We start from the raw sequence: 23,216 nt of genomic DNA, 5'->3' as shown, positions 1-23,216 counted from the left end.
TGTCACGAAGAGCTGTGAACTTCCTGTATTGGGAGTTAAATTGCCCGATTTATGACACCAAGATCCGGGCCATGGTCACAGCGATGCAGGTCACGAAAGGCCTGTGAGCTGCATCGCTATTCCTGGCGACAGAAGATCGAACGCGCTATGACGCCTTTTTGCGTCCCGTCCCCCGCCTGGTGGCTGGCTGTTCAGCCGTAAGTGTCTGCTTTCCGCGCGTGCGGGCGGCCAGGGCGACGAAGATGCAATCGAGCACGGTCAGCTGGGCCAAGCGTGAGGCGAGCGCTCCAGCACGGTAGGTCGTCTCACGGGCAGCGGTGGTGACAACGAGATCGGCGGCCTCACTGATGGCCGACCGGGGGAAATTCGTTAGCGCAACGGTGGTCGCGCCCGCTTTTCGGGCACGAGAGAGCATCTCAATGGTGTCCCAGGTGGTCCCGGTGTGCGAAATGCCGATGGCGACGTCGCCCGGGCCGAGCATCGACGCCGAGGCGAGCGCCCCGTGAACGTCGGGCCAGAAGTAGGCCACCCGGCCGAGCCGGTGCAGCTTGGCCTGGAAGTCGGCGGCGATGAAGCTGCTTCCGCCCGCGCCGAAGACCTCGATTCTGGAGGCCTTGAGCAGCGCGTGGACGATCTGTTCGCACGTCTCGGGGTCAAGTTGCTGCGCGGTCTCTTCGACCGCCCTGGCGTCATTGAAGGCCACTGTGGCGATGATCTGCGACAGCCCGGCCCCGGGCTGAATCGCTCCGCCAGCGACGTGAGCGTCGACAGTCGGGTCCTTGCGAGCCGCTTCAGCCGCGAGCCTGATCCGCAACTGGGGGTAACCGGTTAGCCCGATGGAGCGGCAGAACCGCACCACGCTCGCCTCTGACGTCTGTGCCGCGGCAGCAAGGTCGGTGATGGTGCGCTCGGCGGCCCCGGCGGGGTCAGCCAGCACGATCCTGGCGACACGTTGCTCCGCCGGCGACAGCGCCGGGAGCAAGCCGTTGATTTGGACCATTAGGCCGGCCAAGCCTTCATCGGATTCAGGCACCTTTGTTGTCCTTGCCACGATCGGACCTTACCCGGTCGCTTTCGCACACCGCGTTCCAGACTGCTTGGGCGACCTCGTCGGGCGAGCCGCTCGCGTCAACGTGAATCGCCGTCGCAGCAAGCTCCTGATAAGCATCGCTCGCCGAAGCGAGGAACGCTAACTCCTCATGGTCAGTTCCGCGCCGTTCGATCCGGTCGAACGCGACCGCTGGCGGGATATCAAGCAGGACAAGGACATCGGGCGCCGGAAAGACACGATAAGCCGCATTGACCACTTTGGTCAGCCACGGCCCGCCTCCATGCACCCGCAAACTGACGCTCTGGCACACGGCGTAGCGGTCCATGATCGCCGTCTTGCGGGTGAGGGCCGCGATCGTCAGCGACCGTGCGATCGCCAGCCATCGCAGGAGGGATTCGGCCATAAGCATTCCGCGCCGGCCGAGCCAGTCGGCGGCGTCCTCGCGGCCGAACCGCTGCGCCGCCCGGCTAAGCCAGCGACGGCCTCCAGGGTTGGGTCCGTAGCGGGCAGGCCGGCCGGCCTCGTTGAGCGTTGAGGTGAGCCGCACCGCCTGCGTTGTTTTGCCGGAGCCATCGATTCCGACTATGGCGATGCAGGTAACCACAGCAAAACGCTACCGCGCACGCACAAACGGCGGATGTTGGCTATAAAGATTGCCATGAGATCCCCGGCTCTATTGCGAACCATGCCCCTGCACGCGATCACCGAGGTGTACGGGGAAGAGGGGTTACGGGAACGGTTCGCTCTCGAGATCTCAGACCTGCCCCCGCACGACCAGGCGACGTTGCTCGATGCGCTGAAGCTAGCGACCACCCTGCACGATGGACAGCGCCGCGTGCGCGAGCCGTACATCAACCATCTGCTGCGGGTAACCCTGCGGATCCTGTGCTACTACCGCGTGCGGGACGCTGAGGTGCTCACGGCGGCCCTGTTGCACGACGCGGTCGAGGATCAGCCGTGGCGGCTCACCGGCGCCGATGACGAGACCGGCCCTCCACCCACGACAGAGGCGCTCCTGGTGTTGGCACAGCGATACAGCCATCGCGTCGCCCGCCTCGTGGACGCGGTGACGAACCCCGACTATGACCCGGCACGGGACAAGAACGAGCAGTACCGCAATCACGTCGCCGAGGCGCTTGAGTTTGAGCCATGGGCCCGCGTGATCAAGATTTCCGACTTCACCGACAACGGCGTGGGCATCATCCACACGACGGGCGACAAGCTCGTGAAGGCGTCCACCAAATACGCGCCGCTGGTGCCGATTCTGCGCGCGCTCGTGTCCAGACCGGACACTCCGCTCGATGGCGAGGTCAAGCAGCACATCTACGGCCAGCTCGACCTCGCCACCCAGCGATTCGAAGCAATACTTCAGCAGAGCTCACCGCTTCTGATCGCAAGCGATCAGAAGTCTTCGTCGAGTGAAACAGAACCGCCAACAGCCACTTGATAGGCCGTGACCCGGCGCTCGAAGAAGTTCGCTAGCTCCTGAACGTCTTGCAGTGCCATGAACGGGAACGGGTTTCGCGATCCGAAGCGGGCGGGCAGCCCGAGCCGGGCCAGCCGCTGATCCGCTACGTATTGCAGGTATTCGCGCATGTCGGCCGTCGTCATCCCGGGCAGGCCTTCGCCGCACAGGTCTTCGGCGAAGGCGAGCTCCGCGTCCACGGCTTCCTCGATCATGAGCGTGACGTCTTTGCCCATCTGCTCATCGAACAGATCCGGCTCCTCGGCGCGAACGGTGTCCACGACAGCGAACGCGAAATCCATGTGCATCGACTCGTCGCGGAACACCCAGTTCGTGCCCGTGGCCAGACCGTCGAGCAGACCGCGCGACCGAAGCCAGTAGACATAAGCGAACGCGCCGTAGAAGAACAGGCCCTCGATGCACGCCGCGAAGCAGATCAGGTTCAGCAGGAACTTGCGTCTATCTTGGACAGTCTCCAGCGACGGAAGGTCGAACACGGAGTCGATCCAGCGGAAGCAGAACTGTGCCTTGCGGGAAATCGACGGGATGTTCTCGACCGCGTCAAAGGCCTCCCGGCGCGACTCGTCGTCAGGCAGGTACGTGTCGAGCAACGTCAAGTAGAACTGGACGTGCACGGCTTCTTCGAAGAGCTGGCGACTCAGATAGAGCCGTGCCTCCGGAGCGTTGATGTGCCGGTAGAGGTTGAGCACGAGGTTGTTCGACACGATCGTGTCGCCGGTGGCGAAGAACGCCACCAGCCGGTTGATCAGGTGCCGTTCCCCGGGCGAGAACGTGGCCAGGTCGGGCAGATCATTGCCAAGGTCCACCTCTTCGACCGTCCACGTGTTGCGGATAGCCGCGCGGTAGCGCTCGTAGAAATCCGGGTACCGCATGGGCCGCAACGTCAGATCCAGCCCGGGGTTGAGCAACATCTTCGTCACTGGCAAGCCTCGCAAATCTCAGGGTTCTCAACATCAAGCTGGATCATCGACGGCGCGGCGACCGTCGTTTTGGCGATGGCCGTCGCCGGGCGCGAGCGCAAGTAGTAGGTCGTCTTGAGACCCTTGCGCCAGGCATAGGCATACATCGACGACAGCTTGCCGATCTCCGGCGCGGCCATGAACAGGTTCAGCGACTGCGACTGGTCGATGTAGGGCGCCCGTGCCGCGGCGAGGTCGATCAGGGACCGCTGCGGCAGCTCCCACGCCGTGCGGAACCGCTTCTGCAGCTCGGCCGGAATCTCAGCGATGCCAACGATTGAGCCTTCGGCCCGGATGATGCGGTCACGCAACTGTGCCGTCCACAGGCCGCGGGATTTGAGTTCCTCGACCAGGTACCGGTTGACTTGAAGGAACTCACCCGAGAGCGTCTCGCGCTTGAACACGTTGGCCACGGGCGGCTCGATGCACTCGGCACAGCCGGCGATCGAGGCGATCGTCGCGGTGGGAGCGATCGCGATGAGCAGCGAGTTGCGCAATCCCGTGCGGGCCACCTTCTCCCGCAGCGACGCCCACTCGGCTGGCTTCGTCATTTCCGCCGAGGCCCAGTGGTCCACGTGCAGCACGCCTTGGGCGGCACGAGTGTCGGCATAGGACGGATGCGAGCCCAGCTCGGCAGCCAGTGTCGCGCTGGTGTCGTAGGCCGCGAGCGAGATCTCCTCGGCGATACGCGTCGAGAGCGCCAGTGCTTCCGGGGAGTCGAAGTCGAGCTTGAGCGTGAAGAACACGTCGGCCAGGCCCATGACGCCAAGCCCGATCGGGCGCCATTTGTTGTTGGCACCACTGGCTTGCGATGTCGGGTAGTAAGACAGGTCGATCGTGCGGTCCAGCACCCGGACCGCCACACGGACCGTCTCGCGCAACGTGTCCCAGTCGACACCGTCAGCCGTGACATGCGCCGCAAGGTTGACCGAGCCGAGGTTGCACACCGCGGTCTCTTCGTCGCTCGTGACTTCGAGGATCTCGGTGCACAGGTTGGACAGGTGGATCACGTTTTCCGGGCGGGCCGTCTGGTTCGACGTGCGGTTGGACGCGTCCTTGAAGGTCATCCAGCCGTTGCCGGTCTGCGCGAGGGTCCGCATCATGCGGCCGTAAAGCTCACGCGCCTGGACCGTCTTGATCGCCAGGCCAGCCGCCTCAGCCGCACGGTAAGCCTCATCAAACGAGGGTCCCCACAGGTCCACTAGCGACGGCACATCTTTGGGGTCGAACAGAGACCAGGATGAGTCGGTCTCGACCCGCCGCATGAACTCGTCGGGAACCCAGTTGGCCAGGTGCAGGTTGTGCGTGCGCTGGGCTTCGTCGCCCGTGGAATCCCGCAGCTGCAAGAAGGAGTCGATGTCGGCGTGCCAGGTCTCCAGGTAGACACAGGCCGCACCCTTGCGCCGGCCACCCTGGTTGACCGCCGCGACGGAAGAGTCCAGGGTGCGCAGCCACGGCACGATGCCGTTGGACAGCCCGTTAGTGCCCCGGATCAGCGAACCCCGCGAACGGATGCGCGACCAGGACACCCCGATCCCACCGGCGTACTTGGACAGTCGCGCGATCTGAGCGTACCGCTCGTAGATCGAGTCGAGTTCGTCGCGGGGTGAGTCGAGCAGGAAGCATGACGACAGCTGTGGCCTTTTCGCGCCGGCGTTGAACAGGGTCGGCGAGCTGGGCAGATAGGCAAGCTTGCTCAGGCGCTCGTAGAGCTCAGCGATGTCGGCGACGCTGCCAGCCAGCGTGCGCCCGGCCGTGGAAGCGCTGCCGACGGCACCCATCAGTCCACACGCGACGCGCAGCAGGAAGAACTGCGGCGTCTCGATGACCTGGCGGTTCGTTGGGTGGCGCAGCAAATAGCGGTCATAGACGGTACGCAGGCCGAAGTATTCGAAGCGGTCATCCGCGTCCTGATCGATCAGGTCGCCGAGTTCCGGGTGCACGGCCACGAACTTGGCCAGGTCATCGGCCAGCAGCCCCAGATCGTGCCCAGCCCTGATGGCGTCGGCAAAGGACATGACGCCCTGCGTAGCGGCTTCCTCGCTGATGTGCGCGGACAGCAACCGCGCGGCCAGCCGGCTGTACGACGGCTCCTGCGCCACCATCGCCGCTGCTGTTTCAACGGCCCGCAATCGCAGCTCAGCCTCGGTCGCGCCGGGCCAAATGCCTGCGGCTACCGGGCCGCTCACGAGTTCTGGCTCTACCCCAGCCAGCCCTAGCGCCGCCTCTTGCACCGCTTTAACCAGCGAATCCACCGTTGTTGTCAACCTACGCTCCCCCAAACTTATCCGGGCACGGCAAAGCAGCGCTCCCCAGAGCGCGCTTTCCTCCACCTTGGACGCTTTCCCCGCCATCGAGACACTACATGTAGTGGCTCGCGCGTAAAAGTGACCCCACATCGTCTGGCGTGTCGCGCAAATCAGCGTCTATAGAACTCAAAATGGACCATCAATAAACGAACGCTCAGGACAAGGGCAATCCGCGTCACTAGGCCGGCAAGTGGACGACGAAGCGGCAGCCGCCGGCGATATTTTCCACCGTCGCCCGGCCGCCGTGTGCTTCGGCGAGGCCGCGCACGATGGCGAGCCCGAAGCCGCCACCTTCGCCCGGTGTGCGGGCCGATGATCCCCGGTACGCGACGTCGAAAACCCTTGGCAGGTCAGTCTCGGCGATCCCGCCACACGTGTCGGACACGGCGAGCCAGCTGCCCGCGCCATCACTGCCACCCGTAACGGTGACCGTGCCGTCCGATGGCGTGTACCGGATCGCGTTCAGCAGCAAATTGGCGACGATCCGCGAGAGTTCGGGGGCTGATGCGGTGACGTGGGGCCATTGCTGGGTCGGCGAAACGAGCCGGATCCCCCGGGAGGCCGCTATTGGTGACGCCGAGGCGACCGCGTCAGAAACCACATCGCCCAGCGAAACCTGAGACAGCCGTAGCCGCAACGCTCCAGAACTGATGCGCGACAACTCAAACAGGTCGTCCACAAGAGACGCCATGCGATCGGTTTCGGTGCGCATGCGGCGGTGATATTCCTGCACGGTCACCGGATCGCTGACGACGCCATCCTCTAGCGCTTCGGCCATCGCGCGCAGCCCGGCCAGCGGCGAGCGTAAGTCGTGCGACACCCACGCGACGAGGTCGCGCCGCGACGCTTCGGCTTGGGCGGCCCACATCGCGGCACGGGCCAGCCGCCGCCCGAGCCACCAGCCGATGCCAAGGCTCACGAGACCCGCCATAGGCACCACGATCAGCAGGACATTGCGGTCGTGCGGGGAAATGAACATCTCCTCGGCGACGGCGACAACCCCGGCCACGACAGCTAGAACGGTGATCGCGAGCAACACCACGATGTTGACCGTGATCGAGCGCCGGTGCAGTGCCCGCAGGACGAAAGCGCCTGGTACGCAAACGATCAGCGCCCCGATGACGGTCGCGAGCAGCATCAGCAGGAGATCACGAACCATAGCGGTAGCCCACTCCCCACACGGTCTGGATCCGCGCTGGATTGGCGGGATCAGGCTCGATCTTCTCGCGCAACCGTCGCACGTGGACAGTCACCGTGGACTGGTCGCCGAAAGTCCAGCCCCACACCGCTTCGAGAAGATCCGACCGGCGTAAGGCGACGCCCGGGCGCGACATGAAGTAGTGCAACAGGTCGAACTCCCGGACGGTCAGTTCCAAAGGCGCACCAGACAACAGCACGGTCCGCGAGACGGGATCGAGCGAGAGGTCGCCGTCGGTCAAGACCGCCGACGACGCGGGTGGGGCACTGCGCCGCAACACCGACTGCACCCTGAGCACGAGTTCCCGCGGCGAGAACGGCTTGGTCACGTAGTCGTCGGCGCCCAGCTGCAGTCCGGCGATCCGGTCGACTTCTTCGCCGAGTGCCGTGAGCATGATGATGGGCACGGTGTCGCCGGAGGCACGCAGGCGCCGGCACACCTCCAGGCCGTCGATCCCGGGCAGCATGAGATCCAGGACCACCAGGTCGGGCCGCGACTTCCCATACGCGGCAAGCGCTTCGGCGCCAGTGGCGGCCAGCGTCACGGCGATCCCGGCGTGCTCCAAATACCGCCGGACCACGTCGCTCACCGTCGCGTCGTCGTCGACCACCAGCACGTTTGTCCCCATGAGCCAAAGCCTAGTGCGCAGAACCTTACGGCGGTCTTACGGAACGACAGCGATCAGTGCAAATGCCCTTAGGCTTAAGCCATGCGCAGGAAAACAGTTTGGATAACGGCCGCCCTTGTCGCTTCGGTGCTGGCCGGGTTCGGGCTCTACTGGTTCCAGCCGTGGAAATTGTTCACGTCCAAGACGGTCAACGACGCGGCTCCGATCGTGGCTAGCGTCGCGCCGAGTGGCGCGCCGAGCAACGCGCCCCAGGCGGTGGCCATGCTGGTATCCCACGGAAGCCTGATCACCCACGAGCACGAGACGTCAGGCACGGCCGAGATCGTCCGGCTCCCGGACGGCAAGCATCAACTGGTGCTCCGGGATCTGTCCACAAGCGACGGCCCAGATCTGCGCGTGTGGCTCACCGATCAGCCCGTCGTCGAAGGACAGGCCGGCTGGCGACTGTTCGACGATGGCAAATACTTCGAAGCCGGCCGGCTCAAGGGCACCCACGGCACGCTGGTCTATGACCTTCCTGCTGATGTGAACCCCGCCGAGTACACGTCGGTCTCGATCTGGTGCAAGCGGTTCTCCGTTTCCTTTGGCGCTGCCCCACTGGCGCAAGTCTGACCTGCCAGGTATGGTTCCCCTCCGGTAGTAAACGGTTACTTCCGGAGGAGACATCATGGGCACGTTCGAGGTCAACGGGGGCGGATTCGTGCGTGATGGCCGGGAGCACCGGGTGCTTTCGGGTGCCCTGCACTACTTCCGGGTGCGCCCGCAGCAGTGGCGGCACCGTCTCGGCATGCTGCGGGCCATGGGCCTCAACACGGTGGAGACCTACGTCCCGTGGAACCTGCATGAACCGAAGCCGGGCGAATTCGCCCTGCTAAACGACCTGCCAGCGTTCCTGGAAGCCGCGGCCCAGGGGGGGCTCGACGCGATCGTGCGGCCCGGTCCCTACATCTGTGCCGAGTGGGACAACGGCGGCCTGCCGTCGTGGCTGACCGGCCAGCCGGGCATCCGCATCCGCTGCCTCGACGAGCGCTATCTCAGCGCGGTGGACTCATGGTTTGACCAGCTCATCCCCCTGGTCGCCGAGCATCAAGTGACCCGTGGCGGCAACGTCATCATGGTTCAGGTCGAGAACGAATACGGTTCCTATGGGTCCGACCAGGCCTACTTGCGGCATCTCGCCGACGGGCTGACCCGGCGCGGCATCGACGTTCCGCTATTCACCTCGGATGGTCCCGAGGACTTCATGCTCACGGGCGGGACGATCCCGGGTGTCCTGGCCACCGTCAACTTCGGCTCCGAGCCAGAACAGGCTTTCAAGACCTTCCGGGGGTACCGCGAAAGCGATCCCTTGTTCTGCATGGAGTTCTGGTGCGGATGGTTCGACCACTGGGGCAATGAGCACGTGACCCGTGACCCGGCGGACGCCGCGGACACCCTGAAGCGCATGCTCGACGCGGGCGCGTCCGTCAACATCTACATGGCGCACGGTGGCACGAACTTCGGCCTGTGGGCGGGCGCCAACCGCCCTGGCGCCGACCACCTCGGCGTGCTGAAGGCAGATGTCACGTCCTATGACTACGACGCCCCGATCGATGAGCGCGGCGGGCCGACGGAGAAATACTGGAAATTCCGTGAGGTGCTGCAAACCTATGCGGCGCAACCGTTGCCGGACGTCCCCGAGTTGCCCCCGTTGCTGCCCGAACAGACCGTCACGTTAACGGAAACGCTCCCGCTGCTGACCGTCCTACAGCAAGTTCCCGCGACAGCGTCGGGCATGCCACTGTCCTTTGAGGACCTGGGCGTGCATCACGGCGTCGTGCTTTACCGCACCGCCGTTCCCGGTCCCCGCGCCAGCTATCCCCTGACAGCGGACGGTCTCGACGGGATCGCGCACGTCTTCTCCGACGGGCACAAGCTGGCCACGCTGGACGAAACCGCTCCCACGCTCCCGTTCGACGTGCCAGCGCAGGAGCGGGAAGTCAGCCTGCTCGTGGAGTCGATGGGCCGCGTGAATTACGGACCGCTGACCGGTGAGTCCAAGGGACTCAAGGGTTTGCGCCACGGACAGCAGTTCGTGCACGGGTTCACCGCGCATCCCCTTGCCCTGGAAGACATCTCGGCCCTGCCCTGGGAGCTCGCGGCCGAAACCGAGGGCGCCGCGTTTAGCCGGGGCACGATCGAGCTGACCGAACCACGCGACACCTTCGTCGAGATTCCCCACGGCACCAAGGGCTACGTGTGGGTCAACGGCTTCGCCCTAGGCCGGTACTGGAACATTGGCCCCCAGCAACGGCTCTACCTCCCGTGGCCACTGCTGTGCCAGGGCCGCAACGAGATCGTCGTGCTCGACCTGACCCACCCCGTGCGCGATCTCGCTTTCAAGCGCGAAGCTCAGTAGTCACGCCTCGCCCGTGCGGCATAAAGCAGCACCAGCAACACGATGACGGCAATGGCGATCAGCGCGATGGCGCCGTAACGCACCAACTCCAGCCCTGTCCGGCCACCCTCGGCGGCCAGCGGCTGCTGGCTCGCGGCCGCACTGGTCGTGATCGGGCGAACAGAAGGCTCGGCTGACGCCTCACCAAAGTCGGCGAGCACGTTGCCCGGCACCTGCAGTGCCAGCTCATCCGGTGTCGTGCTGTCAAAGCCCTGCGGCTGGTTCTGCACGATCGTGTAGTCGCCCGCCGAGGTCACGAAGAACTCGTAGCGTCCCTCCGCGTCCGTCTGCGCGGTGTCCACAGTGGACGGACCCTTGCGCAGCGTGACGGTGACACCGGCGAGCCCTTTCTCACCGTCGTCGAGCGTTCCGTTGCTATCGATGTCCTCAAACACGCGTCCCCGGACGTAGGTCCCGACGGTGTAGGCACGGCAGGTGGAGAACGCCTCAGCGAGCGTTTCCGTGCCGCGATAGGCGGCGCGCAGCGAGTGGTTGCCCAAGGCGTCGTCGGTCACGGGACCGGCCGGAACCACCCGTGGCGTGCCCGTACAATCTGCCGCGGCGAACCGCTCCAGCTCGACAACGCCCTCGTGCGACGCGGTGATCTGGGGCTCAAGCTTCGCCGGAGTGTCGAATCGGTTGCGTGGCAAATGAATCTCAACGGTCGTACGCTGCTGTCGCAGGTATTTCACGCAAGCACTGGTCTGATCGGTGTTGACGGTGGTGTTCGAGCTGTCGAAAAAGACGGTCATCCCAAAGTCGCCCAGCGCACCCGACTGCAAGTTAGGGCTGTTGTATTCGCGGTTGCCCGAAACGCCAATCCCGCCGAGCATTTCGAACCCTCCGGTGCACGCGGCGGTGGCGTAGCGCCGGAAGTAGAGCACCCCGGTCACGTTGCTTGTCGCGCCCGCCAGCACGGCTATGGCACTGAAGTTCCCTTGGTCGCTGTAGTACCTCGGCTCGATCTTGAGGGTCAGCGAAGGGACCAGGGGCGCGGCCGCCGCCGGCACCGCAATCAGCACCGCGGCGATGAGGCCCACCATTGCGGCACGCAAGATACGCATGATGGCACTACAGCTCTAGGAAGGCTCCGGCAGCAGTGGCCGCTCGGGCGGAATCGCCTGCCCGGATAGCTGCTACCAGCTCGGAGTGGTCCACATAGGAGTCGGGTGTTAGCTCTTCGCCAATTTGCTGGCTCAGGCTCGCGATCAGCGCACCGTGAAAGGACGCGTAGAGCTCCGCGAGCATGGCGTTATGCGCCGCTTTCACGATGAGGGTGTGCAGCTCGGCATCGGCCTTGACAAAATCCAGCGCGATGCCCGAGGCCCAGGCGGCTTCGCGGGCAGCCAGCGCCTCGTCGAGCGCCTCAACATCCTTGGGGGTACGCCGTAAGGCCGCCAGCCGGGCGGCCTCCACCTCGAAGGCTCGCCGCACCTCGATCGCGTCCGTGATCTCGGCACCCTCCAGGCGGCGGGTAATGACACCGGTCAGCTCGTGGCGAGCGGTCACAAAGGTGCCCGACCCCTGCCGGCGCTCCAGCACACCCGAGTGAACCAGCGCCCGGACCGCCTCGCGGACCGTGTTGCGGCCCACTCCCAGTGCCGCGACCAGGTCAGGTTCGGTGGGAATCCGGGTGCCGACGGGCCATTCACCCATGCTGATCTGAGCCCGCAGTTGCTCGATCACTTGCGGGACCAGTGCCTCGCGTTTGGGAGCACGCAGTGTCACTCGTTACAACCCCTCGACTCAATTCGTCCCATGATTCTACGATGGGACCATGCCGCCGACCGCAGTCATCGAGCTGCCCACTTCCGCCGTCGCGCGCCCTCGGCTCAGGGTCGGCGCTGCTGGGTTCGTGCTGCTCGGCATCCTGCTGGTCGCGCTTAATCTACGCGCTGCCATCACGAGCCTGGGTGCGCTCCTGCCGGAAGTCAGCGCCGGTTTGTCGCTATCGCCCACGGTCGCTGGGCTGATCACGACACTGCCCGCGCTGAGCTTCGCCTTCTTCGGCGCGTTCACGCCCAAGCTGACCCGCCGCTTCTCGTCGGGACAGATCCTGACCGGCGCGATGATCGTGCTCGCCCTGGGTCAGGCCGCTCGCGTGCTCACGGATTCGGCCGTCATCTTCTTGATCACGAGCGCGCTAGCGATGGCTGGCATCGCCGTGGCCAACGTGCTCCTGCCCGCTCTCGTGCGCGAACACTTCCCGCAAAAGGCCGGCCTGGTCACCGGTGTCTACACGATGACGATGATTACCGGCACCACGGTCGCCTCGGCGGCTTCGGTCCCGGTCGCCAACGCCTTCGGCTCCTGGCGAGCCGGCCTTGGCGTGTGGGCACTGGTCGCCGTCGTGGCCGCGCTGCCCTGGCTATCACAGCGAGGAAAGCCCGCCGCTCGCACCGAGGCCCACTCGCGCATCCGCGCTGGGCGCACCAGGCTCGGGTGGGCGATGGCAATCTACTTTGGAGCGCAGTCGCTCAGCGGCTACGCGACGATGGGGTGGCTGGCCCAGATCTTCCGCGACGCGTCTTTCACTCCCGCTAACGCCGGCCTGTTACTGGCCGGGGTGACGGCTTTCGGCGTACCCATAGCGCTTTTGATGCCTTCGATCGCGACCCGGCGGCCAAACCTGAAGCCGCTCGTCCTCATGCTTTCCACCGCCATGATCCTGTCCTATGTGGGCATCATGATCGCGCCTCACAGCGGTGCCATTCTGTGGGTCGCTTTGCTGGCTCTAGGACAGGGCGCTTTCCCCATGGTGCTTGCCATGATTGGGATGCGGGCCCGCACTCCTGACGGCATCGTCGCCCTGTCAGCGTTCGCTCAAAGCACGGGTTACGTGATCGGCGCTCTCGGTCCGCTGCTGGTTGGCATCCTGCACGAAGTCACGGGTGGCTGGACAATGCCGCTCGGGTTCCTCATCGCCGCCGCGGTCGTGCAAGCCTTCGCCGGCCTGATCGTGGCCCGCCCGCGTTACCTCGAAGACGAGCTTCGCTAGACGTCGCGGTAAGCCCAGACAGTCACTTCGATCAGCCATTGGTCGCCGGTTTCCTTGAACACGAGCAGGGCATAACGCCCCTCATCGGTGTAGGCGCATATCTTGCTGCCCGGATCAATCGGGATCTGCTCGCTGGTCGACCGCTTGGACAGGTAGGTCGCACAGTCCGATGCCGACGGTGTGCTGTCAGCGTTCCATAGGAAAAGGGTGCCGAAGGCCGTCTTGCGCATGGTCAGGTAGATGTCGCCGGTATAGGTGTCACGGTCGGGCGGCTGCTTGTCGAGGTCGATGCTCCCGGAGTCGTCAAGACTGATCTCGTCTGGTCCCCAAAACAGCTTGTTCGATATTTCGATGTGTGAGGGCGCGTCGCCGGGCGGTTTGGCGGTGCCGCCGAACCAGTCCTGGCTGACGATAAACGTCGCTAGCGCAACGAATCCCGCCAGCAGCGTGCCAATCGCGGTCAATATCGTCGCCGTCGATGTCCAGAACGAGCCCTTCTCCGCCACCGGCACATTATGCGCTAGTCCTGTGACAAGAATCGATATCCCATTCCTGGCTCGGTGAGCAATTGCCGTGGGCGCGCGGGATCGGCTTCCAGCTTGCGGCGCAGTTGTGCCATGTATTGGCGCAGGTAGTTGGTCTCGGACTGGTACTGCGGCCCCCACACCTCGCGCAGAAGCTGACGCTGGCTGACAAGTTTTCCCGGATTGCGCACGAGCAGGCTGAGCAGTCCCCACTCCGTGGGCGTCAGCCGGACCTCGCTGCCGTCGGTGCCGTGCACCGAGTGGCTCGCGATGTCCACACTGAACTGTCCAATCCGGACTATCGGCGTCACCTCGGCGACGCTCGAGTGCCGGCGGGTGACCGCACGCATCCGCGCGAGCAGCTCATCGACGCCAAACGGCTTGGTGACGTAATCATCAGCGCCCGCGTCGAGCGCCTCGACCTTGTCCTCGCTGCCCGCGCGGCCGGACAGCACGATGATCGGCGTCTCGGTCCAGCCCCTGACGCCGCGGATGACGTCGACGCCGTCCATGTCTGGAAGACCTAGGTCCAAAACAATGAGATCCGGGTGGTACGCCGCTGCCGCTTTCAAAGCCGACGTCCCATCGGGCACGACTTCGACGTCATAACCCCGGGCACGCAGATTGATCCGCAACGCACGCAAGATCTGCGGCTCGTCATCCACGATGAGGACCTTGGTCACGCTTCCTCCACCTGCCTAAGCGACAACACCATCGTCAGCCCACCGCCCGGCGTCGCCTCGGGCCGCAGGGTGCCGCCCATCGCTTCGGTCAGACCACGGGCCAATGCCAGGCCGAGCCCGACGCCACTGGTGTTGTCACGGTCGCCAAAACGCTGAAACGGCAAGAAAACCCGCTCCCAGTCTTCCTCTGGAATCCCCGGGCCCTGGTCGCTGACGCGCAGTTCCACCCAGCCACCGTGTTCACTGGCTTTGAGCAAGGGTGGTTTTTCCGGTGGGCTGAACCTGAGCGCGTTGCCGACAATGTTCACGAGCACGCGCTCCAGCAGGCCAGGGTCAGCGCTGACCGCCGGCAGGTCGACGGGGATCCGCATGCGGACCGCCCGCGCGGCCCCGCCCAGCTCATCAAGCGCGTGCGGGACCGCTTCCTCGAAGCCTACGGGCTGTAATGACACGCCAAGGACACCGGCTTGTAAACGGCTCATGTCGAGCAGATTCACCACGAGGCGGTTCAGCTTGTCCAAGGATTCGTCGGCCGTCGCCAGCAGTTCTTCCCGGTCGTCCTCGGTGAAACGCACTTCAGTGCTGCGCAGGCTGGTGACCGCCGCCTTCGCGCTCGCCAAAGGCGTACGCAAGTCGTGGCTGACCGCCGCGAGCAGTGCCGTGCGCATCTTGTCGGCGGCGGCCAGCGGCTTGGCTTTGGCCGCTTCCAAGGCGAGCCGTTCCTGACGCAGTGCCGTGGCCGCCTGCGCCGCGAAGGCTTCCAGGATGCGCCGGTCGCCCGCACCCAGCGAAGGTCCTTTGAGGACCATCGCGAGCTGGCTGTCTATCGTCACTTCGGTGTCACCCTCAGCGGGAGTCTTAGCCGCGCTAGTCCCGACCGATTCGGCGATCTGCCATTTGCCGTCACTGTCTCGTTCCAGGAGCGACACAGCGGTCAGCTGGAAGGTTTCTTGCAGGCGCTCCAGTAGCGCGATCAGCGGACGGCCGCCGCGCAGGACGCCACCGGCCACGGTGGACAGTGTCTGAGCGTCGGCTGACGCTCGGGCGGCCTCGCGCGTGCGTTTGGCGGCGAGATCGACGACAACACTCACGGAGATGCCAACTCCCAAGAACACCAACAGCGACAGCAGGTTTTCCGTCTCCGCGATGGTCCACTCGCGCACGGGCGGCGTGAAGTAGTAGTTCAGTAAGAGGAATCCGCCAAGCGCGGCGAGCACCGCGGGCCACAGGCCGCCCACGAGCGCGACGATGACCACGGCGAGCAGGAAGAGCAGCACGTCGCTGGTGAGGTTGAGTTCCCCGGCCGCGAGCAGGCCGAGGGTCAGCAAAGGTAAGCCGGCCGCCGCGAGGGCGAACCCGGCGGCCCGCCGCCGCAGCGACAGCGCGGAGCGCCCGATGGACAACCTGTTGCCCCGGCTGACTTCTTCGTGGGTGACGAGATGGACGTCGATAGAGCCCGATTCGGCCGTCGTCGTTACTCCGACGCCCCGGGACAGGATCTGGGCGAAGCGGCCACGTCTGCTCGCCCCGAGCACGAGCTGTGTCGCGTTCACCCCGCGAGCGAATTCCAGCAGGGCCTGGGGAATGTCGGTGCCGACGACCTCGTGATAGCTCCCGCCCATGCTTTCGATGAGGACCCTTTGCTTGGCTAACAGCGCCGGGTCGGCGCCCGCGAGCCCGTCGCTTCTGGCGACGTGCACCGCGAGCAGTGCCGCTCCCCGGGCACGGTCAGCGATCCGGGCGGCCCGCCGGATCAGCGTTTCGCCCTCCGGTCCGCCGGTTAGCGCGACGACGACGCGCTCACGGGCCTCCCAGGTCTTGTCGATATTGTGCTCGGCGCGATAGCGGTCGAGTTGCTCATCGACCTTGTCCGCGAGCCAGATCAGGGCCAGCTCCCTCAGCGCCGTGAGGTTGCCGACCCGGAAGTAGTTGCCGAGCGCGGCATCGATCTTCTCGGGCTGATAAACGTTGCCGTGCACCATGCGCCGGCGCAACGCCTCAGGAGTCATGTCCACGAGCTCAACCTGCTCGGCCCGGCGCACGACCTGATCTGGCACGGTCTCCCGTTGCGGCACACCGGTTATCGTCTGCACCACATCGTTGAGCGACTCCAGGTGCTGAATGTTCAAAGTGGACAGTACGGTGATACCCGCGTCCACCAGCTCTTGAATGTCCTGCCAGCGCTTGGCGTTGCGGGAGCCCGGCACGTTCGTGTGGGCTAGTTCGTCGACGAGCACGACATCTGGCTTGCGCGCGATGACGGCGTCCACATCCATCTCGGTAAAGGTGGCGCCGCGATACTCAATCGCCCGCCGCGGCAGCGTCTCCAGGTCGCCGATCAGTTCCATCGTGTGCCGGCGCCCATGGGTCTCCACGAAGCCGATGACGATGTCGGTGCCCCGGCCCTTGCGCCGGTGCGCTTCCTCGAGCATGGCGTAGGTCTTGCCGACACCCGGCGCGGCACCGAGATAGATCCGCAACTGTCCGCGTGACATGCCTAAATCCTCCCAGGGCCGCGCTCGTGGTCGTCACTCGCGGTCGAGTGCCAGGTTGAGCTCCAACACGCTCACCGCTGGCTCGCCCATGAAACCAAGGAACCTGGCGGTGGTGTGAGCGCCGACAAGCTTGAGCACCCTGTCGAGCGGCAGCCCACGCTCGCGCGCGACCCGTGGCGCTTGCAGCTTCGCGTAGGCGACGCTGATGTGCGGGTCGAGCCCACTGCCGCTTGCCGTTACCGCGTCAGCGGGCACGGCGGGTGACTCCGCAGCGTCCCCACGGACCGGCACCAACACGCCACCCGCGTAGTCACCGCCTGGTTGAGCGCACTCGACGGTGACCCCCTCGTGCGCGGCGAGGAAGGGCGTCGCCGGGCAGAGTTCGTTGACGCTGACCGCCCGCTGTACCTTGCCTTTCAGTCCTTCGCTGTAAAAGACCCGCAGGACCGCGCCGACGCCACCCTTGGTGCAATACGGCCGGGCTCCGTCCACGCCTTCCAGCTCCCCAACGGCTTTGCTGCGCGCGCAAACCGTCGTGAGGAGCGCTTCGTTGCCCTCAATGGACTCTGGGCCGAGATTGCTAGCCGCGGTGCCATCGGTGTTGTATTCGAACTCATACGTCGCCGAGGGCCGGCTCTGGAAGTATTTCTTGACTGGATTTCCTTGCGCGTCAAGGAACGACTGCCCGATCAGGCTGCTGCCCACCGGCTGGCCATTCGCTTCGACGATCGATCCGCCCGCTTTGTCGCTGAGCCCGGGAAGCTGAGCGATGCCGAGGATGACGGCGGGATAAAGCAAACCCGTTATCACGGTGAAGACGAGCACCGCACGGACCGCGGCCCCGTGCTGGCTGATCCAGCTTGGTATGCGCATTACGAGATCCCTGGAATAAATGACACGACAATGTCGATCAATTTGATGCCAATGAATGGTGCGATGAGGCCGCCGAGCCCATAGATCCAGAGGTTGCGGGCCAGCAGCTGACTCGCGCTCCCCGGCCGGTACCGGACCCCGCGCAAGGCGAGCGGAATGAGTGCCACGATGACGAGCGCGTTGAAGACGATCGCCGAGATGATGGCGCTCTCAGGCGAACTCAGCCGCATGACGTTGAGCGCGTCGAGAGCCGGATAGACCCCGGCGAACATGGCCGGGATGATCGCGAAGTACTTGGCTACATCATTGGCGATCGAGAAGGTCGTCAGCGCCCCGCGCGTGATGAGCAACTGCTTGCCGATCGCCACGATCTCGATCAGCTTCGTCGGATCAGAGTCGAGGTCCACCATGTTCCCAGCCTCTTTGGCGGCGGAGGTTCCGGTGTTCATCGCTACGCCGACGTCGGCCTGAGCGAGCGCGGGGGCGTCATTCGTGCCGTCGCCGGTCATCGCGACCAAACGGCCGCCCTCTTGCTCCTTCTTGATGAGCGCGAGTTTGTCCTCAGGCGTCGCCTCGGCGAGGAAGTCGTCGACCCCGGCCTCTTGCGCGATCGCCTTGGCTGTCAACGGATTGTCGCCCGTGATCATCACGGTCCGGATGCCCATGCGCCGCATCTCGTCGAACCGCTCACGCATGCCCTGCTTGACGACATCCTTGAGGTGAATGACGCCCAGAGCGCGGGCTGGCCTCCCTGCGGCGATTTCAGCGACCACGAGCGGTGTCCCGCCCCCGGCGCTGATGGCATCGACAGCGGAGCCAACGTCGTCGGTGGGGTGACCGCCGTTTTCGCGTACCCACTTCATCACCGCGGTCGCCGCACCTTTGCGGATCTGGCGGTCCTTCATGTCCACGCCAGACATGCGTGTCTGCGCGGTGAAGGCCACGAAGTGAAGGTCCTTGCTTTCCCGCTCACGCAGATTGAATTGCTCCTTGGCGAGAACGACGATCGACCGTCCCTCGGGCGTTTCATCGGCCAAACTGGACAGTTGCGCGGCATCCGCCAGCTCCAGAGCCGTGGTTCCCTTCACCGGCAAGAATTCCGACGCCTGCCGGTTTCCCAGCGTGATCGTCCCGGTCTTGTCCAGCAAAAGCGTGGTCACGTCACCCGCTGCTTCCACGGCGCGGCCCGACATGGCAAGGACATTGCGCCGCACCAGCCGGTCCATCCCCGCGATGCCGATAGCGGACAGCAAGGCACCGATGGTGGTGGGGATCAAGGCGACTAGCAATGAGATGAGCACGATCCCGGATAGGCCGTCCTTGCTGAGCGCGATGGTGTCCGGTGCGGCCAGCTGCCATCCCTTGGCGTAGACCGCCATCGGCTGCAACGTGGCGACGGTCAGCAGGAAGATGATGGTCAAGCTGGCTAGCAAGATGTTGAGGGCGATCTCGTTCGGGGTCTTCTGCCGGCTGGCGCCTTCAACCAGTGCGATCATCCGGTCGATGAACGACTCACCGGGCTTCTGCGTGATCCGCACGACGATCCGGTCGGAAAGCACCTTGGTGCCACCGGTTACCGCGCTGCGGTCACCGCCCGACTCCCGGATCACGGGAGCCGACTCGCCGGTGATCGCTGACTCGTCAACGCTCGCGATACCTTCGATGACGTCGCCATCGCCGGGGATGATATCGCCCGCTTCACAGACGACCACGTCACCTTGTCGCAGGGCAACCGCTTCCGTGGCGACCTCGCCGAGCGCGGGCCATCGCGGCAGCTTCCTGGCGATGGTGTCCTTCTTGGCCCTGCGCAACGTCGCGGCTTGCGCCTTGCCCCGGCCTTCGGCCACCGCCTCGGCCAGGTTCGCGAACACCACGGTCAGCCAGAGCCACCCCACGATGGTCCAGGCGAAGGCAGACGGTTCGATCATAGCCAAAACCGTGGTGCACACAGCCCCGATCCAGACCACGAACATCACCGGGTTGCGCCACAGCGTCATCGGGTTGAGCTTGGCCAGAGCGTCCGGAAGGGAGCGCCAAAGTTGTTCTGTCATCACAAACCTTCAGCCAACGGCCCGAGCGCGAGCGCCGGGAGGAAAGTCAACGCCACAAGAATCAGCACGACGCCCACGACCATGCCGATGAACAACGGCCTGTGGGTGGGCAGTGTGCCCGCTGATACCGGAACCGGCTTCTGCCGTGCCAGCGAGCCGGCCAGCCTGAGCACCAGGATGATCGGCAGGAAGCGCCCGAGAAACATCGCTAAGCCCAAAGCGGTGTCCCACCAAGGCGTGTTCACGGTAAGGCCGGCGAACGCGGAACCGTTGTTGTTCGCCGCCGAGGTGAAGGCATAGAGCACTTCGGAGAACCCATGCGGGCCAGCGTTGGCTTGCGTGCTCCAGTTTCCCGTCGCTAGAGCGGCCGCGGTGCCGCTCAAGACCAGCACTGGCGTCACGAGGAAGTAGAGCGAGGCGAACTTGATTTCCCGCGCGCCGATCTTCTTACCGAGGTATTCCGGCGTCCGGCCAACCATGAGTCCCGCGATGAAAACGGTCAGCACCGCGATCACCAGCATGCCGTAAAGCCCCGCGCCCACACCGCCCGGCGCGACTTCGCCCAGCATCATGTTGACCATCGGCATCATGCCGCCGAGTGCGGTGTATGAGTCGTGAAAGGAATTAACGGCTCCCGTCGACGTCAGTGTTGTCGCCGCCGCGAAGGTGGCCGAGTTGGAGACGCCGAAGCGGATCTCCTTACCTTCCAGTGCGGCCCCGACGGCCGACGGCACGGTGCCGCTCGCGTTGAGTTCAAAGACATTCGTGAGCGCGACGCTGGCGAGCGCCAGAGTGGCCATGACGGCCACTATCGCGTACCCCTGCCGGTTGTCACCGATCATCCGCCCGAACACCCGGGGCATCGCGATCGGCAGGCACAACAGCAGGAAGATCTCCAGCCAGTTGGTCCACGACGCCGGGTTCTCAAACGGGTGGGCCGAGTTCACGTTGTAGAACCCGCCACCGTTGGTGCCCAGCTCCTTGATGGCTTCCTGTGAGGCCACGAGCCCACCCGTGAGGTGTTGCTGCCCACCGGTCAACGTGGACACCACCGTGCCATCGGAGAAGTTCTGCACCACCCCGCCAGCGATCAGCAGCACGGCCGCGATAGCGCTCAGCGGCAACAGAAGGCGCAACGTGATGCGCGTGAGGTCAACCCAGAAGTTGCCGAGTTTGTCGGTGCGGGAACGGGCGAAGCCCCGGACCAGCGTGATGGCGACGGCGATGCCGACCGCGGCGGAAACGAAGTTCTGCACCGCCAAGCCCGCCGCTTGAACGAAGTGAGTCATGGTCGCCTCACCCGAATACGCCTGCCAGTTCGTGTTCGTCACGAAGCTGACCGCGGTATTCCACGCGAGATGAGCGAAGACCCGCTCGTTGATTCCCGCCGCGAACTGAGGCGTCGTCAGGAGATGGTCCTGCAACCGCAGGAACCCATACAGGGCAAGCATCGAGACGGCCGAGAACGCTAGGAGGCTGCGGGCATAGGTGCCCCAGGACTGTTCCGCCGCTGGGTTCACTCCCATCACCTTGTAGAGCCCACGCTCCACGGCGGAGTGACGGGTGCCCGAGACGACCTTGAACACGTAGTCGCCGAGATAGCGGTAAGCCACCGCCAGCGCGACGATGAGCGAGAGGATGAAGAGCACTCCCGCGAAAGCGGTAGTCATCAGAACCTTTCTGGGAAAAGCAGAGCCGCGACCATGAACATGGCCAGCCCCGCGGCGATGGCCAGGCCAACGAGGTCGATCGCGGTCACAGCCGCTCAGCTCCCCGGATCGTCAGGGCGAGCAGAGCGAACAGGCCGATGGTGAGCAGGACGAAGGTCAGGTCGTTTATCACCTCCCGAGCGAACCGCGCTAGACCCCGAGTTGCCAGCGGCTCTGACGCCTCCCATACGCCTGAACAGGCATTCTTGACGCGATCTTGACGAGGGGCTACGCTCTCGCGCAAAGTGAAAAGGCAGCTGACCACTTTTGGAGATGTCTATGCGTACGCTCGCGACCTTCGCCGCCGACGCGGCTCATGCGCACCGTGACGCAGTCGCGCTGAAGTTTCCCGGTGGCCAGCTGTCCTATGCGGAGCTGGCAGACCGGGTCCAGCAAACGGCCGGTGCACTTGCGGCGATGGGGATGACGAAGAGCGACAAGGTGGCTCTGCTGGCCGACACGAGTCCGGAGTGGACGGTGTGTGATCTGGCGGTCGCCGCCTTGGGAGCGGTATGCGTGCCGGTCTATCCCACGAACTCGGCCGAGGAAAACGCTTGGGTACTCAGCGATTCGGGCACGAAACTGGCCGTATGTGGCAACGAAACGCAGCGCACCCGCACCGGGGACGTGCCGACGGTGATGCTTGGCGAGCTGTCCGGCGGGGGCACTTTCGCGGCACCCGCCGTTGGCCCTGATGACGTGAACACCATCATCTACACGTCCGGAACCACGGGTCCACCCAAGGGCTGTCTCATCACGCACGCCAACTGGTTCGCCACGATCGACGCCATCACCTCGCTGAGCGCGATGACGGTGGGCTCAACGATGTATCTCTACCTGCCGCTGGCGCACATGTTCGCGCGCACGGTGCAGTTCGCTACGCTCGCCACGGGGGCGACGCTGGTGTTCTGGGGTGGTGACGTCACCCGGATCGTCGACGATCTCGGCGAGCTCAAGCCCACGCATGTGCCAAGCGTGCCAAGGCTTTTCGAGAAGGCCTACGCCCGTGTCGCGTCGATGCTCGACGAGGAGCAGCGCGCCGAATACGGCCCCGCGATCGTGCAGGGCATCTTTGGCGGCAACGTCGTCGAGGCGCTGACCGGTGGTGCCCCGATCGCCAAAGAGATTCTTGAGTTCTTCGGCGCTTGCGGCGTACCCATATATGAGGCTTATGGGTTGACCGAGGCGACGGCACTGATCTCTTCGAATTCTCCTGGAGCCACGAAGCATGGCACCGTTGGCAAGGCTCTGGCGGGAGTTGAGGTCCGCATCGCCGAGGACGGGGAGATTCTGACGCGGGGCAAGCACGTGTTCCCGGGCTATCACAACAATCCACAAGCGACGGCTGAGACGATCCGCGATGGCTGGCTGCACACGGGTGATCTGGGCGAGCTCGACGACGAGGGCTATCTAACCATCACTGGCCGCAAGAAAGATCTCATCATCACGAGCGCCGGCAAGAACCTCAGCCCCGCGAACATGGAAAACGATCTGCGCCAGTGCCGCTGGATCTCGCAAGCGGTGATGTATGGCGATCGCCGGCCCTATGCCGTGGCGTTGCTGACGCTGGACCGCGAAGAGGTTGACCGCGCGGGCATCAGCGAGCAAGAGGCTCGCGATCTGGTGGACCAGTTCGTCTATGAGGTCAACCAGCGCTACGCACCGCCGGAGCAGGTGCGCCGTCACACGATCCTCGATCACGACTTCACGCCGGAGACCGGTGACCTGACCCCCTCCCTGAAAGTGCGGCGGAAAGTGGTTTTTGAGCGTTATGCAGGCCTATTCGAATCGCTCTACGGCAACTAACATACAGTC

At 64.8% G+C, this 23,216-nt stretch carries 20 protein-coding genes; 5 read left to right on the top strand and 15 right to left on the bottom strand.

Going from position 1 to position 23,216, the window contains the following annotated elements; all coding sequences use genetic code 11:
- Positions 1-145 precede the first annotated feature (145 nt).
- Together A3E1_RS0111130 and A3E1_RS39830 are read right to left on the bottom strand one after the other, a co-directional pair.
- Entirely contained in the window at positions 146-1,051 is a 906-nt protein-coding gene (locus A3E1_RS0111130; RefSeq protein ID WP_026208314.1) for a MurR/RpiR family transcriptional regulator, read from the bottom strand.
- Entirely contained in the window at positions 1,026-1,655 is a 630-nt protein-coding gene (locus A3E1_RS39830; protein WP_020520843.1) for a dTMP kinase, read from the bottom strand. The genes A3E1_RS0111130 and A3E1_RS39830 overlap by 26 nt, the downstream gene beginning before the upstream one ends.
- A gap of 54 nt (positions 1,656-1,709) precedes the next feature.
- On the opposite strand from A3E1_RS39830, the gene A3E1_RS0111120 reads away from it, so the two are divergent.
- Positions 1,710-2,498, top strand: coding sequence for an HD domain-containing protein (locus A3E1_RS0111120; RefSeq protein WP_051104970.1), 789 nt, complete (start codon positions 1,710-1,712; stop codon positions 2,496-2,498).
- Here the strand turns inward: A3E1_RS0111120 and A3E1_RS0111115 are convergent.
- The 4 genes from A3E1_RS0111115 to A3E1_RS0111100 form a co-directional block, all read right to left on the bottom strand.
- The gene (locus A3E1_RS0111115) at positions 2,453-3,448 is read right to left on the bottom strand and encodes a ribonucleotide-diphosphate reductase subunit beta (protein ID WP_026208313.1); all 996 of its coding nucleotides are present in this window, start codon (positions 3,446-3,448) and stop codon (positions 2,453-2,455) included. The two genes, A3E1_RS0111120 and A3E1_RS0111115, sit on opposite strands and share 46 nt — an antisense overlap.
- Positions 3,449-3,453: 5 nt before the next feature.
- Positions 3,454-5,763 (bottom strand): ribonucleoside-diphosphate reductase subunit alpha, encoded by a 2,310-nt coding sequence (locus A3E1_RS0111110; protein WP_245571132.1) that lies wholly within the window; start codon positions 5,761-5,763, stop codon positions 3,454-3,456.
- A gap of 220 nt (positions 5,764-5,983) precedes the next feature.
- Positions 5,984-6,964 carry a sensor histidine kinase gene (locus tag A3E1_RS0111105; RefSeq protein ID WP_020520839.1) on the bottom strand — a complete coding sequence of 327 codons (981 nt, stop codon included), beginning with the start codon at positions 6,962-6,964 and terminating at the stop codon, positions 5,984-5,986.
- Positions 6,954-7,631: a response regulator transcription factor gene (locus A3E1_RS0111100; RefSeq protein WP_020520838.1), complete on the bottom strand. Its 678-nt coding sequence runs from the start codon at positions 7,629-7,631 to the stop codon at positions 6,954-6,956. Before A3E1_RS0111100 ends, A3E1_RS0111105 begins: the two co-directional genes overlap by 11 nt.
- 81 nt (positions 7,632-7,712) lie before the next feature.
- Here A3E1_RS0111100 and A3E1_RS0111095 point away from each other — a divergent pair, with 81 nt between their 5' ends.
- Both A3E1_RS0111095 and A3E1_RS0111090 read left to right on the top strand, forming a co-directional pair.
- Entirely contained in the window at positions 7,713-8,243 is a 531-nt protein-coding gene (locus tag A3E1_RS0111095; protein ID WP_020520837.1) for a DM13 domain-containing protein, read from the top strand.
- A gap of 55 nt (positions 8,244-8,298) precedes the next feature.
- Positions 8,299-10,029, top strand: a complete 1,731-nt coding sequence (locus A3E1_RS0111090) for a glycoside hydrolase family 35 protein (protein WP_020520836.1) — start codon at positions 8,299-8,301, stop codon at positions 10,027-10,029.
- On the opposite strand, the gene A3E1_RS0111085 is transcribed toward A3E1_RS0111090, so the two are convergent.
- Positions 10,023-11,132: an SdrD B-like domain-containing protein gene (locus A3E1_RS0111085; protein ID WP_083929444.1), complete on the bottom strand. Its 1,110-nt coding sequence runs from the start codon at positions 11,130-11,132 to the stop codon at positions 10,023-10,025. The two genes, A3E1_RS0111090 and A3E1_RS0111085, sit on opposite strands and share 7 nt — an antisense overlap.
- 7 nt (positions 11,133-11,139) lie before the next feature.
- Entirely contained in the window at positions 11,140-11,796 is a 657-nt protein-coding gene (locus A3E1_RS0111080) for a FadR/GntR family transcriptional regulator (RefSeq protein ID WP_020520834.1), read from the bottom strand.
- Between the two features lie 49 nt (positions 11,797-11,845).
- On the opposite strand from A3E1_RS0111080, the gene A3E1_RS0111075 reads away from it, so the two are divergent.
- Positions 11,846-13,066 carry a CynX/NimT family MFS transporter gene (locus tag A3E1_RS0111075; protein ID WP_020520833.1) on the top strand — a complete coding sequence of 407 codons (1,221 nt, stop codon included), beginning with the start codon at positions 11,846-11,848 and terminating at the stop codon, positions 13,064-13,066.
- Here the strand turns inward: A3E1_RS0111075 and A3E1_RS0111070 are convergent.
- Genes A3E1_RS0111070 through kdpF form a run of 7 tightly spaced genes read right to left on the bottom strand, consistent with a single transcriptional unit; the run spans position 13,063 to position 21,451 of the window.
- Positions 13,063-13,572 (bottom strand): hypothetical protein, encoded by a 510-nt coding sequence (locus A3E1_RS0111070; protein ID WP_157631449.1) that lies wholly within the window; start codon positions 13,570-13,572, stop codon positions 13,063-13,065. The two genes, A3E1_RS0111075 and A3E1_RS0111070, sit on opposite strands and share 4 nt — an antisense overlap.
- Positions 13,573-13,586: 14 nt before the next feature.
- Positions 13,587-14,273, bottom strand: a complete 687-nt coding sequence (locus tag A3E1_RS0111065; RefSeq protein WP_020520831.1) for a response regulator — start codon at positions 14,271-14,273, stop codon at positions 13,587-13,589.
- The gene (locus A3E1_RS0111060) at positions 14,270-16,768 is read right to left on the bottom strand and encodes a sensor histidine kinase (protein WP_020520830.1); all 2,499 of its coding nucleotides are present in this window, start codon (positions 16,766-16,768) and stop codon (positions 14,270-14,272) included. Before A3E1_RS0111060 ends, A3E1_RS0111065 begins: the two co-directional genes overlap by 4 nt.
- A 33-nt stretch (positions 16,769-16,801) precedes the next feature.
- Complete coding sequence (locus tag A3E1_RS0111055) at positions 16,802-17,641, bottom strand: potassium-transporting ATPase subunit C (RefSeq protein ID WP_020520829.1); 840 nt, start codon at positions 17,639-17,641, stop codon at positions 16,802-16,804.
- Entirely contained in the window at positions 17,641-19,692 is a 2,052-nt protein-coding gene (gene kdpB / locus A3E1_RS0111050) for a potassium-transporting ATPase subunit KdpB (RefSeq protein ID WP_020520828.1), read from the bottom strand. Before kdpB ends, A3E1_RS0111055 begins: the two co-directional genes overlap by 1 nt.
- A complete protein-coding gene (gene kdpA / locus A3E1_RS0111045) occupies positions 19,692-21,362 on the bottom strand; it encodes a potassium-transporting ATPase subunit KdpA (RefSeq protein ID WP_020520827.1) in 1,671 nt (556 codons plus the stop codon). The genes kdpB and kdpA overlap by 1 nt, the downstream gene beginning before the upstream one ends.
- Positions 21,362-21,451: a K(+)-transporting ATPase subunit F gene (gene kdpF / locus A3E1_RS44610; protein ID WP_020520826.1), complete on the bottom strand. Its 90-nt coding sequence runs from the start codon at positions 21,449-21,451 to the stop codon at positions 21,362-21,364. The genes kdpA and kdpF overlap by 1 nt, the downstream gene beginning before the upstream one ends.
- Before the next feature lie 229 nt (positions 21,452-21,680).
- Here kdpF and A3E1_RS0111030 point away from each other — a divergent pair, with 229 nt between their 5' ends.
- Positions 21,681-23,207, top strand: a complete 1,527-nt coding sequence (locus A3E1_RS0111030) for an AMP-dependent synthetase/ligase (protein ID WP_020520825.1) — start codon at positions 21,681-21,683, stop codon at positions 23,205-23,207.
- Positions 23,208-23,216 lie beyond the last annotated feature (9 nt).

The sequence above is a fragment of the Catelliglobosispora koreensis DSM 44566 genome (assembly GCF_000379685.1).
GTDB lineage: Bacteria > Actinomycetota > Actinomycetes > Mycobacteriales > Micromonosporaceae > Catelliglobosispora > Catelliglobosispora koreensis.
Note: the sequence above shows the minus strand (reverse complement) of the source record. Positions and strands in the feature narration are given on the sequence as shown.